The organism is Azotosporobacter soli (assembly GCF_030542965.1).
Taxonomy (GTDB): Bacteria; Bacillota; Negativicutes; order SG130; family SG130; genus Azotosporobacter; species Azotosporobacter soli.
The window spans coordinates 79,583-91,437 of sequence record NZ_JAUAOA010000012.1; the positions used below are offsets into that span (position 1 = coordinate 79,583).

An 11,855-nucleotide genomic window follows, 5' to 3' on the forward strand; every position below is an offset into this window, starting at 1 on the left:
ATTGTTTGACAAATTATGCTTCCTGGGGTAGCATAATCAAACGGGTAGCTGATCGTCTGCGCAGCGGAAAATTTCCTGGGAAATAACGCCGCAGACGGATGGATGCGCCATTTCTTTCAAAGCGCAAGCAGGAAATGGGCTTAGAGGTTGCGAATAATAAGTAGGAAATGCCTAAATTCTACGTTTCAAGCCATGATTAGGGCAGCGTTTGAGCAGTGTTAAAAAGGAGTACATTATGGGATATCGACGGATTCGTCCAATGGCGGAAGGCGGCATCTTGACCGCAGTCGCTATTTTGTTTGCTTTTATGAGTGCGTATCTGCCGGTAATCGGTGCTTTTGTCAATCTGATCTGGCCCGTGCCGATCATCTTGCTTGGCGTCAGGCATGGCTATAAATGGAGCCTGCTCACCACTGCGGCGGCCGGTCTGCTGATTGCGCTTTTGATGCATCCGCTGCATGCGGTAAGCATCGTCGTCGGCTTCGGCCTGATCGGCATTGTGCTCGGACATGCGATCCGGGAGAAGTACGGCGCGATGAAGACGCTCGCGGTAGGCAGCGTTGCGTCCCTGCTATCAAAGGCTGCGGTCATGGGCATCGCTTTTTTGGTCAGCGGCGTCGATCCTTTGTTCGGGCAGAGTGACATAGCGGCCAAAGCGCTGGAACAGAGTCTCGAATTATATCAGTCGATGGGAATACAGGGTGAGCAGCTCGACAAGATGCGGGAAAACATGGCGACCATCGGCAGTCTGATCAAGATCATCCTGCCAGCCGGGTTTGTCATGGCCGCGGTCGTCGATACCTATCTGAACTATGTGGTGGCGCGCCTCGTGCTGCGCAAGTTAGGTCATGTGCTGCCGGAATTCCCGGCGTTTAGCCGCTGGCAGCTGCCAAGAGCGATTGCGTATGCTTTCGTGCTGGCGCTCGTGATGCTGTACTGGGGACAGACGCGCGAAATCGGCTGGCTGAAAGACGTTGCGATGAATATCCAGGTCATCAGCAGCGCGATGCTGTTCGTGCAGGGCTTGTCTTTGGCCGTGTTTCTCCTGGAACGATATAATGTTTCGCGTTTATTCCGGGGAATGCTGTTCTTTTTTGTCTTCACCAATGGATTCTTGACGCAAATCGTAATCTTAGCCGGCGCCTTCGATATGGTGCTGGATTATCGCAGACTCCGCAAATCGGATTCCGCGGAGGAGTAGGAGGGCGCAGTGATGCCGCAAGGACCATCCTTTTGGTTCGATACACGAATCTATTTAGCCGTTGCCGCCGCATTATTGGCGGTTATCGTATTTTACAATCCGCATGTCGCCGTACTGGGCGCGATATTATTGGTGGCGCTTTATTTGTATGGCCGGGAGCGCTATTTGCAGCAGCAAAAGGCGATGAGCCGTTATCTCGACACGATGTCGTACAATGTGGAACAGGGCGCTGAATACGCGCTGCGCAGTTTGCCGCTGGCGATGCTGATGATCGACGAAGCCGGACGGTTATACTGGTACAACAACGTACTGTCGCAGTGGTTTCCCGAAGTTGTCGAGATCGGTCTGCCTGTGCAGGAACTTTGGCCGCAGCTGCCGATCGAGAGGATGATGGGGCAGGACGGACGGGAGATTATCGCGCATGAAGACCGTTACTATCAGGTGATTTATCGCCCGGCAGAGCAGGACGGCGAAGGCGAGCTTTTGGTGCTCTACGTCAGCGATATTACGGCGAGCGAAAAAGGCCGGGCGGAATGCCTGGCGGCGCTGCCGGTGCTGGCCTATATCCAGATCGACAACTACGACGATGTGCTGCAGGGCTTGAATGAAACGCTGCGCACCGCCGTTTTGGGCGAGGTGAACAAGCAGCTCTCCGCCTGGGTCGCGGAACATGACGGCGTCATGAAGCGCTATGCCGACGACCTGTTTATCCTGATTTACAACCGCGAGCAGCTGGAGCGCTGCCTGCAGGACAAGTTCGATATTCTTGACAAGGTGCGGACGATTCAAGTCGGCAACAAGATCCCGGTGACGCTCAGCATGGGCGTGGCCGCGGATGAACTGAGCCTCGATACGCTCGGCGAACGCGCGCAGGCGGGACTCGACCTGGCGCTTGGCCGCGGCGGCGATCAGGCGGCGGTGCACGTGAGCGGTAAGCTGCAGTTTTACGGCGGCAAAGCCAAAGCAGTCGAGAAAAACACGCGCGTCAAGGCGCGCATCGTTGCGCAGGCGCTGCGCGAGAGCATCGGCGATTGCGGCAACGTCTTGATTATGGGGCATGGCAACGAGGATTTCGACAGCCTTGGTGCATCGATCGGCGTCGCCCGGATGGCGCATCAGTTAAAGAAACCGGTGCAAATCGTCGTCAGCCAGCCGGGAATATCGGTAAATAAGCTGAAAGATCTTTTGGAAGACTATGAAGATTATCAGGAACTGTTCGTCAGCCCGGCGCAGGCGGCAGCGCTTTTGCAGCCGGATACGCTGCTCTTTGTCGTCGATGTGCACCATCCGATGCTGACGGCGGCGCCGGATCTTCTGACCCGTGCCGAACGCATCGTGGTCATCGATCATCACCGGCGTTCGGAAAGCTTTATCGTCAATCCGCTGCTCGTCTATCTCGAGCCGTCGGCATCGTCGGCGAGCGAGCTAGTGACGGAACTTTTGATGTACTTCGATGAAACGGTCGAACTGACGCGCCTCGATGCGACGGCGCTTTATGCGGGGATCGTCGTCGATACAAAGAACTTTTCGGTGCAAAGCGGCGTGCGGACCTTCGATGCCGCCGCCTATCTGCGCCGCGCCGGAGCCGATCCGTTTCTCGTCCGGCAACTCTTCCGCCTCGATTTTGACACCGTCAAATCGAGAGCGCAAATCATTAATCAGGCAGAAATGCTGCAGGGCGGCGCGGTCGTGGCGATTTGCCCGCAGGATATCCGCAACGCACAAGTCGTGGCTGCGCAGGTCGCGGACATGCTGCTCGGCGTTGAAGGGGTGACGGTCAGCTTCGTATTATTCCTGATGGATGACGGCGTTGGCGTGAGCGCCCGCTCGCAGGGCGAAATCAATGTGCAGCTCCTGATGGAAGAGTTGGGCGGCGGCGGTCATCAGACCGTGGCCGGTGCGCAGCTGCGCGGCTCGAGCATGGAAGACGCAAGGCAGACGATCATTGCATTGAATGAAAAATATCTCGGGGAGTGTGAAGAAGATGAAGGTAATACTACAACAGGAAGTTAAAAAACTCGGTAAAAAAGGCGATATTCTTGAGGTGTCCGAAGGGTATGCACGCAATTTTCTGCTGCCGCAGAAGCTTGCGATCCTGGCGACGTCCACCAATGTAAATACAGTTAGTCAGCAGAAGGCTTCAGAAGCGCGCAAGGCGCAGCGCATGACCGAAGAAGCGCAGGTTCTGGCCGCGCAGATGTCCAAGATCGAGATCAAGCTGCCGGTAAAGACTGGTGAAGGCGGCAAATTGTTCGGTTCGATCAACACGAAAGACATTGCCGACGCGATCATGGCGCAGCACCAACTGGAGATCGACAAACGGAAAATAGAAATGAAAGATGCGATCAAGTCCCTTGGTTCTTATGTTGTTACGATCAAGCTTCACCCGGAAGTGAGCGCCAAGATTCAGGTGCATGTGACAGCCCAGGCCTAAGGGCGACGGAGAGAGGGTAGGATACATGAAAGATTTTTTTAGCAAGTTATTGGGGTCGACAACGGCTGGAACGCCGGAGGTGAAAGACTCGGAAGAAGATAAAATGTTGCGTCGCGTTACAGCCCTATATGGGCTGTATTCTGCGCTTATAGGGCCGGAAAAGGTCATTCTTAAAGCCGGAAAACTCGATGCGCTGACGCTGATGCGCTCAGAAAAACTGTCGGAGCGCGTTCTTGGCCTACAGCGCCTGGTCTTTGAAGACCCGACGCTTGCGGCCTTGCCGAGCAAAGAAGAGGTTCCGCCGCTGCTTGACGAACTGGAAGATGAGCTGGCCGACATGCTGGCGCGGCGCAATCTCGAAGAGCGCATGGAACGCAAAGTGAATGAGCGTATGGAAGAGCGTCATCAAGAATACATCCGGGAAATCAAAATGCAGATCATCAAGGACGAGGCGAAAGATCCGGAAAATCCGGGCACGCTTAAAAAACTGGCGGATCTCGAAGCGCTCGATCAGGTCGAACTGACGCGTTCGGCGATGGAATTGGTTCGTCCGGCGAGTTTAGGCGAAATTGTCGGGCAGGAACGTGCGGTGGAAGCGCTGCGCGCGAAGTTGGCTTCGCCGTACCCGCAGCATCTGATCTTATACGGGCCGCCCGGCGTCGGCAAGACGACGGCCGCCCGCCTCGTTCTGGAAGAAGCGAAACGCTTGCGTTTCACGCCGTTTGCCGAAGCCGCGCCTTTTATCGAAGTCGACGGCACGACGCTGCGCTGGGATTCGCGCGGCATTACCAATCCGCTCCTCGGCTCGGTGCATGATCCGATCTACCAGGGAGCGCGGCGCGAAATGGCCGACAGCGGCATTCCTGAACCAAAGCCCGGCCTGGTCACCGAGGCGCATGGCGGGATTCTTTTTATCGATGAAATCGGCGAAATGGATTCGATCCTGCAGAATAAGCTGCTGAAGGTGCTCGAAGACAAGAAGGTCTCGTTCGATTCATCGTATTACGACCCGTCCGATCCGAACGTGCCGCAATATGTGCGCAAACTCTTTCAGGACGGCGCACCGGCCGATTTCATTTTAATCGGCGCGACGACGCGCGATGCGGAAGACATCAATCCGGCGATCCGTTCACGCTGCGCGGAGATTTATTTCGAACCGCTGACGCCGCAACAGGTGCAGGAAATCGTGCGCAATGCGGCGGAAAAACTGGGCGTTGTACTCGAAGACAGCGTTCCCGCGGTCATCAGCGAATATACGATTGAAGGCCGCAAGGCTGTGAATATTTTGGCCGACGCCTACGGCCTCGCGCTTTATCGCGAAGACAACCAAAACGAGCATCGGGTCACAATCCAGGCCGCCGACGTTTACCACGTCGCGCAAGTCAGCAGGATGACGCCGTATGTAAGCCGCAAGGCGAGTGATACGGCGGAAGTCGGCAAGATCTTCGGCCTTGGCGTCGCGGGCTATCTGGGCTCAGTCCTTGAGATCGAGGCGGTCGCGTTTCCTGCGCCGGAAAAAGGCAAAGGCGGTATGCGCTTTAATGACACCGCGGGCAGCATGGCGAAGGATTCGGTCTTTAATGCCGCCGCGGTGGTAAGAAAACTGACCGGCAAGGATCTCTTAGACTTTGACATCCATGTCAATGTCGTCGGCGGCGGCCGGATCGACGGACCCTCTGCGGGCACTGCGATCCTGGCGGCGGTGATTTCAGCGATCACCGGTCGGCCGATCTGTCAGCGCGTCGCCGTTACCGGCGAAATATCGCTGCAGGGCAAAGTCAAAGCGGTCGGCGGCGTATTCGAAAAAGCGTATGGTGCGAAGCAGGCAGGCGCTACGACGATGGTCATTCCGAAAGAAAACGAAAAAGATGTTCCGCCGGATCATCTCGGCCTTAAGATCCGTCCGGTCGAAACGGCCGAAGAAGCGCTGGCGATTATTTTAGTACCTGAGGAGGAAACTGTTTCATGTTAGATCGTTTACCGCCTCAGAACCTGGAAGCCGAGCAGGCTGTACTCGGCGCGATGTTGATTGAAAAGGAGGCCATCTCCAAGGTGGCCGAATTTTTGCGGATGGAAGATTTTTATCGGGAAGGACACGGCCGCATCTTTGCCGCGATGATGGATCTCTTTAATCGCAACGAGGCGGTCGATCTGGTCACGGTTGTCGAGCATCTGCGCAAGGATGACAAGCTCGAAGGCGCAGGCGGCCTTTCCTACGTCGCTTCGCTGGCGAACAGCGTCCCGACGGCCGCCAACGTCATGTACCATGCCCGCATCATCGAAGAAAAGGCGCTGCTGCGCCAGCTGATCAATGCCGCGACCAACATTGCGGCGATGGGCTATGAAGGAGCGGAAGAAGTCAACAACATCATGGACAAGGCGGAGCGGACGATCCTTGAGATCTCGAACCGCAAGTCCGGCAACGAATTTACGCCGGTCAAGTCGATCATCATGGATGCCTTCGACAAGATCGAAAAGCTCTATGCTTCCAAAGGCAGCATCACCGGCCTGTCGAGCGGCTTTAAGGATCTCGACAAACTGACGTCCGGCCTGCAGCCGTCCGATTTGATCTTAGTGGCGGCGCGTCCGAGTATGGGTAAGACCGCCTTCGTTCTGAACATCACGCAAAATGTCGGCATCAGGGCGAAAGGGACGGTTGCCTTCTTCAGTTTGGAAATGTCCAAGGAGCAGCTGGTGCAGCGTATGCTGTGCGCCGAATCGGCGATCGATTCGCAGCGGCTCCGGATCGGCGAACTCGAACCGAACGACTGGGAAAAGCTGGTCAGCGGCGCGGATCGTCTCTCGAGCGCCAACATCTTCATCGATGACACGCCAGGCATCACGGTCATGGAAATGCGTTCGAAGGCGCGGCGTCTTAAAGTGGAGCATGATCTTAAACTGATCATCATCGACTATTTGCAACTGATGCAAGGCAGCGGCGGCAGCAAAGGCGGCGAAAACCGCCAGCAGGAAATCTCGGAGATTTCCCGCTCTCTTAAATCGCTGGCACGTGAGCTTCAGGTGCCGGTCATAGCACTGTCGCAGCTCAGCCGTAACGTAGAGTCGCGTCAGGTGAAAAAACCGATGCTCAGCGATTTGCGCGAATCCGGTTCGCTCGAGCAGGATGCGGATATCGTCGCCTTTCTGTATCGCGAAGATTACTACAACCCGGATACGGAAGACAAGAACATCACGGAGCTTATCATCGCCAAACATCGTAATGGTCCGGTCGATACGGTCCGTCTCTTCTTTCATAAACAATTCACTCGTTTTGTCGACTTGTCGCCGCGGAACGAGTAAAGCAAAGCAGCGCTCTTTAGCCGATTTTTGGATCGGGCTAAGGGGCGCTTTTCCTGTTTTTCCGAACAATTATATTAATTGTCGCTTTTAGTCGAGAATGTGTGCGAAAAAGCCGAACAATAAAAAACTTAAAAAACACATCATTCGTAAAATCCATTGACAGGCTAAAGTGCAGGTGCTATGATATTCAAGGGAAAAAATGTGCCAGGTCAGACGCGTGTTGACAATGGGTCGGCTGATTTTACGAATCAGACGCTCTCGATAGATTAAATTTGTAATGTAGGAGCGTGTGCAAATGATTACTCGTTATACCTACCCCGAAATGGCGGCCATTTGGACAGAAGAAAATGAATTCCGTACGATCTTGAAAGTCGAAATCCATGCCGCGGAAATCATGGCGGAATTGGGACAGGTGCCCAAAGCAGCCGTAGCCGTGATTAAAGAGAAAGCCGATTTCAACATGGAACGTTTGCGTGAGATCGAGGCGGTAACGCATCATGACATCCTGGCATTTCTCCAGGCAGTGGCGGAAAATGTCGGCGATGAAGCAAAATATATCCACATGGGTTTGACGTCTACGGACGTAAAAGATACCGCGCTCGGCTCGATGATGAATCAGGCCTGCGACATTATCCTGGCCGACCTGGAAAAATTCCGGCAGGTGCTGCGGCGTCGCGCGGCGGAACACAAATATACGGTGATGATCGGCCGTACGCATGGCATTCATGCCGAACCGATCACGCTCGGGCTGAAGTTCGCGCTTTGGCTCGACGAAGTGGAACGCAACATCGAACGCGTCAAACGCGCGCAGGAAAGCGTATCCGTCGGCAAAGTATCCGGCGCAGTCGGCACCTATGCCAATGTCGGCCCGGAAGTCGAAGCCTATATCTGCGACAAGATGGGCATCAAGCCTGCCAAGCTGGCGACGCAGGTCATTCAGCGTGACCGCCATGCCGAACTGATGACGACGCTGGCTGTCGTGGCCAGTTCCTTGGATAAATTTGCAACGGAAGTACGCAATTTGCAGCGCACCGATATCCGCGAAGTCGAAGAATATTTTGCGCCAGGTCAGAAAGGCTCGTCGGCGATGCCGCACAAGCGCAATCCGATCACCTGCGAACGCGTCGCCGGTCTGGCACGCGTCGTACGCGGCAATGCGCTGGCGGCGCTCGAAAATGTCGCACTCTGGCATGAACGCGACATCACGCATTCGTCGGTCGAACGGATCATTTTGCCGGACAGCTTCCTGCTGCTCGATTATATGCTGCGCAAGTTTACCAATATCGTCGACAAGCTTTTGGTCTATCCGGATGCGATGAAGGCGAACATGGAAAAGACCGGCGGTCTGGTCTTCAGCCAACGTCTGTTGTTGGCGCTGGTCGATAAAGGCGTCGTGCGCGAAGACGCCTATCGCTGGGTGCAAAAAAACGCGATGGCGCGCTGGATGGAAGGCGCCGATTTCAAAACCAATGTCATTAACGATGAAGAAATTAAAAAATACCTCACGGCAGCGGAGATTGAAGCCTGCTTTGAGTACACCTATTATCTGCGTAATGTAGACACAATTATGGCCCGCTTCGGATTATAAGAATTCCGGCGGAGCAAAGGAGACGAGAAATTATGGGATCAGTAGTTGTTATGGGTACGCAATGGGGCGACGAAGGCAAAGGCAAGATCGTCGATTATTTGGCGGAACAGGCTGACGTGGTTGTCCGCTACCAAGGCGGCAATAATGCCGGGCATACCGTAGTGGTGGGCGGCGAAGAATTCAAACTGCATTTGTTGCCGTCGGGCATCTTATATAATGGCAAAACCTGTCTGATCGGCAACGGCGTCGTGATCGATCCGGGCGTCTTGCTGAAAGAAATCAAAGGCGTTCAGGCGCGCGGCATCGACACTTCCGGACTCAAGATTTCCAACCGGGCGCATGTGATCATGCCGTACCATCGTCTGCTCGACGAAGCGGAAGAAATCGCGCGCGGCGATTTCAAGATTGGTACGACCAAACGGGGCATCGGTCCCTGCTACATGGACAAGAATTCCCGCTGCGGCATCCGGATTGTTGACCTGATGGATGCGGAAGAATTTGCGCTCGTGCTGAAAAGGAACATCGAGGCGAAGAATCGTCTGCTGAAATGCATGTATGATATGGACGGTTTTGACTATGAAACCGTGAAAGCCGAATATTTGGCGTATGCGGAACAACTGCGCCCGTATGTGGCGGATACCTCTTATGAACTCAACGAGTCGATCGATGCGGGCGAAAAAGTCCTCTTCGAAGGCGCGCAGGCGACGCTGCTCGACCTGGATCACGGCACGTATCCGTATGTCACTTCTTCGCATCCGATCGCAGGCGGCGTCTGCGTCGGCGCGGGCATCGGCCCGACGAAAATCGGCAAAGTCGTCGGCGTAGTCAAGGCGTATACGACTCGCGTCGGAGAAGGCCCGTTCCCGTCGGAACTGCATGATGCAGTAGGCGATCATATCCGCGAACGCGGTCATGAATACGGCACCACGACAGGTCGTCCGCGTCGTTGCGGCTGGCTTGACGCGCGCGTCGTGCGCTATGCGGGCAAGCTGAGCGGCATCGACTACATGGCGATTACCCGTCTCGACATTCTCGATGAAATGAAGACGCTGAAAATTTGCGTCGGTTACACCTATAAAGGCCAGCCGCTGAACGAGTTCCCGGCCAGCCTCAAAGTATTGGCCGAAGTCGAACCGGTCTACGAAGAGCTGCCGGGCTGGCAGTCCGATACGACCGCGATTCGCCGCTATGAAGACCTGCCGCTGAATGCGCGCCGTTATCTGGAACGTCTCAGCGAAGCGGCTGAGATCAAGATCGGCATCGTGTCGGTCGGTCCGCGTCGTGATCAAACGATGATCCTACACGAAATGTTTGCTTAATCGATTACCCCCGGCGAATGCCGGGGGTTTAGAGTGTAGACAAGTGAAAAAACAGAATACGATAACAGGAACGAATAGAAGGATTAAAGGAAACGATAACACGAAGAAGCGAAGCGGGCCGATACTATCGGCCCGGCGAGAAGAAAGGAAGAATTTAAAATCTCTTCCGACCTTCCCTTCTTCGACTCTTCGTGTAAAAACGTCTCACTTGATTTCGTTTTGTCAACAGGCGCTACCCCCGGCGAATGCCGGGGGTTTTTAGCTATTTTTTGCAAAGCGAAGCGCGGCGGATTTTTTCGGCAGGAAGATGAGGGCGCGAAAGCGAAAAGAAGGCAGACAAAGCTAAATGCAAAAGGAGACTACGATGGAAGCTTTAACAGTAAAGGAAATGGCCGCTGCGATGAAACTGGAGCTTTTGATCACCGAGGCCGATATGACGCGTGCGGTAACGGTCGCGGACGTCAATCGACCCGGCCTGGTGCTGACCGGCTATGCGGATTACTACGACGCCAAGCGCGTGCAGCTGATGGGACATACGGAACTCGACTTTCTTGCGGCACAGGGCGAGGAAATCGCCTATAAGCGCTGGCACGACCTGACCGAGCTCGGCTTTCCCTGCCTTGTCGTCAGCGCGGGCCAGGAACTGCCGACGCGTTGGCTCGAGCGCGCCGCGGAGAAGAAACTGCCTGTCTTGCGCAGCAAACTGGCGACGACCGCCTTTCTCAGCCGTCTCTCGGCATTTCTCGAAGAACGCCTCGCGCCGCGTACGACCGTGCATGCGGTCTTAGTGGATGTTTCCGGCATGGGGATCATGATTACCGGCGACAGCGGCATCGGCAAGAGCGAAACGGCGCTCGAACTGATTAAACGCGGCCATCGCCTGGTTGCCGACGATGCGGTCGAGATCACGCGCAGCGAAGAATATACTTTGACCGGACGCGCGCCCGAAGTGCTGCGTTATGTGATGGAGGTGCGCGGTCTCGGCATTCTCGATGTCAGCCGCCTCTTCGGCATCAGCGCGGTGCGCGAACGTCACCGCATCCATATGATTATCAACCTCGAAGAATGGCAGGATGGCCGCTATTATGACCGCCTTGGCGTCGACGAGGAGACGCGCGAGATTCTCGGCGTCAAGTTGCCCTGTAAAACCGTCCCGGTGCGCCCAGGACGCAATATCGCGAGTATCATCGAGGTCGCAGCGATGAACCAGCGCTTGAAAGATACCGGCTATGACGGTGCGCGCGAATTTATCAGCCGCCAGCAGGCGCTCTGCAAAAAAGACGATTAAAAAATAAAATGTAAAATACGAGAATAGTGTTGACGGATTATGAATGTTCCTGTATAATCATATCTTGTCAGCAGGTACTGACACATGACCTACTAGCTCAGTTGGTAGAGCACCTGACTTTTAATCAGGGTGTCGATGGTTCGAGTCCATCGTGGGTCACCATTCACGGCCCGTTGGTCAAGCGGTTAAGACACGGCCCTTTCACGGCTGGAACAGGAGTTCGATTCTCCTACGGGTCACCAACTTTTTTCGGGGGATTAGCTCAGCTGGGAGAGCGCCTGCCTTACAAGCAGGATGTCGGCGGTTCGATCCCGTCATCCCCCACCAAACTATCCTTTCGCGGCCCTGTGGTGTAGCGGTCTAACATGCCGCCCTGTCACGGCGGAGATCGACGGTTCAAATCCGTTCAGGGTCGCCATTTTTTTTTGCCACGGTAGCTCAGTCGGTAGAGCAGAGGACTGAAAATCCTCGTGTCGACGGTTCGATTCCGCCCTGTGGCACCACTTGTTTATAACTTCGGCATTACGCGCTGCACGCTGGGCGATCTTGCCGAGTTTTCTATTTTAGGACCTACTAGCTCAGTTGGTAGAGCACCTGACTTTTAATCAGGGTGTCGATGGTTCGAGTCCATCGTGGGTCACCATTCACGGCCCGTTGGTCAAGCGGTTAAGACACGGCCCTTTCACGGCTGGAACAGGAGTTCGATTCTCCTACGGGTCACCAAC

The 11,855-nt window shown here is 55.0% G+C and carries 8 protein-coding genes and 7 tRNA genes; all 15 read left to right on the top strand.

Features of this window, described 5'->3' with window-relative positions:
• Nucleotides 1-235 precede the first annotated feature (235 nt).
• The 15 genes from QTL79_RS11640 to QTL79_RS11710 all read left to right on the top strand — a co-directional run bounded on the left by QTL79_RS11640 (nucleotide 236) and on the right by QTL79_RS11710 (nucleotide 11,853).
• The gene (locus QTL79_RS11640; protein WP_346355138.1) at nucleotides 236-1,201 is read left to right on the top strand and encodes a YybS family protein; all 966 of its coding nucleotides are present in this window, start codon (nucleotides 236-238) and stop codon (nucleotides 1,199-1,201) included.
• Between the two features lie 12 nt (nucleotides 1,202-1,213).
• Nucleotides 1,214-3,214, top strand: a complete 2,001-nt coding sequence (locus QTL79_RS11645; protein ID WP_346355139.1) for a DHH family phosphoesterase — start codon at nucleotides 1,214-1,216, stop codon at nucleotides 3,212-3,214.
• A complete protein-coding gene (gene rplI, locus QTL79_RS11650; protein WP_346355140.1) occupies nucleotides 3,186-3,635 on the top strand; it encodes a 50S ribosomal protein L9 in 450 nt (149 codons plus the stop codon). Before QTL79_RS11645 ends, rplI begins: the two co-directional genes overlap by 29 nt.
• A gap of 25 nt (nucleotides 3,636-3,660) precedes the next feature.
• Nucleotides 3,661-5,607, top strand: coding sequence for a Lon family ATP-dependent protease (gene lonC, locus QTL79_RS11655; RefSeq protein ID WP_428845477.1), 1,947 nt, complete (start codon nucleotides 3,661-3,663; stop codon nucleotides 5,605-5,607).
• The gene (dnaB, locus tag QTL79_RS11660) at nucleotides 5,601-6,935 is read left to right on the top strand and encodes a replicative DNA helicase (RefSeq protein WP_346355141.1); all 1,335 of its coding nucleotides are present in this window, start codon (nucleotides 5,601-5,603) and stop codon (nucleotides 6,933-6,935) included. The genes lonC and dnaB overlap by 7 nt, the downstream gene beginning before the upstream one ends.
• Nucleotides 6,936-7,230: 295 nt before the next feature.
• The gene (purB, locus tag QTL79_RS11665; protein ID WP_346355142.1) at nucleotides 7,231-8,523 is read left to right on the top strand and encodes an adenylosuccinate lyase; all 1,293 of its coding nucleotides are present in this window, start codon (nucleotides 7,231-7,233) and stop codon (nucleotides 8,521-8,523) included.
• A gap of 32 nt (nucleotides 8,524-8,555) precedes the next feature.
• Complete coding sequence (locus tag QTL79_RS11670; RefSeq protein WP_346355143.1) at nucleotides 8,556-9,842, top strand: adenylosuccinate synthase; 1,287 nt, start codon at nucleotides 8,556-8,558, stop codon at nucleotides 9,840-9,842.
• A 364-nt stretch (nucleotides 9,843-10,206) separates the two neighbouring features.
• Entirely contained in the window at nucleotides 10,207-11,130 is a 924-nt protein-coding gene (gene hprK / locus QTL79_RS11675) for an HPr(Ser) kinase/phosphatase (RefSeq protein ID WP_346355144.1), read from the top strand.
• A gap of 86 nt (nucleotides 11,131-11,216) precedes the next feature.
• A tRNA-Lys gene (locus QTL79_RS11680) sits at nucleotides 11,217-11,292 on the top strand.
• A 5-nt stretch (nucleotides 11,293-11,297) separates the two neighbouring features.
• Nucleotides 11,298-11,372, top strand: a tRNA-Glu gene (locus tag QTL79_RS11685).
• A gap of 9 nt (nucleotides 11,373-11,381) precedes the next feature.
• A tRNA-Val gene (locus QTL79_RS11690) sits at nucleotides 11,382-11,457 on the top strand.
• Nucleotides 11,458-11,471: 14 nt separating this feature from the next.
• Nucleotides 11,472-11,548, top strand: a tRNA-Asp gene (locus QTL79_RS11695).
• A gap of 9 nt (nucleotides 11,549-11,557) precedes the next feature.
• A tRNA-Phe gene (locus tag QTL79_RS11700) sits at nucleotides 11,558-11,633 on the top strand.
• 64 nt (nucleotides 11,634-11,697) lie between these two features.
• Nucleotides 11,698-11,773 (top strand) — tRNA-Lys (locus tag QTL79_RS11705).
• A 5-nt stretch (nucleotides 11,774-11,778) separates the two neighbouring features.
• Nucleotides 11,779-11,853, top strand: a tRNA-Glu gene (locus QTL79_RS11710).
• Nucleotides 11,854-11,855: the final 2 nt, after the last annotated feature.

Bases quoted from the DNA above. Each gene is read 5' to 3' on its own strand.
- dnaB (WP_346355141.1), top strand. From the start codon at position 5,601: ATGTTAGATCGTTTACCGCCTCAGAACCTGGAAGCCGAGCAGGCTGTA.
- QTL79_RS11640 (WP_346355138.1), top strand. From the start codon at position 236: ATGGGATATCGACGGATTCGTCCAATGGCGGAAGGCGGCATCTTGACC.
- QTL79_RS11645 (WP_346355139.1), top strand. From the start codon at position 1,214: ATGCCGCAAGGACCATCCTTTTGGTTCGATACACGAATCTATTTAGCC.
- QTL79_RS11670 (WP_346355143.1), top strand. From the start codon at position 8,556: ATGGGATCAGTAGTTGTTATGGGTACGCAATGGGGCGACGAAGGCAAA.
- hprK (WP_346355144.1), top strand. From the start codon at position 10,207: ATGGAAGCTTTAACAGTAAAGGAAATGGCCGCTGCGATGAAACTGGAG.
- rplI (WP_346355140.1), top strand. From the start codon at position 3,186: ATGAAGGTAATACTACAACAGGAAGTTAAAAAACTCGGTAAAAAAGGC.
- lonC (WP_428845477.1), top strand. From the start codon at position 3,661: ATGAAAGATTTTTTTAGCAAGTTATTGGGGTCGACAACGGCTGGAACG.
- purB (WP_346355142.1), top strand. From the start codon at position 7,231: ATGATTACTCGTTATACCTACCCCGAAATGGCGGCCATTTGGACAGAA.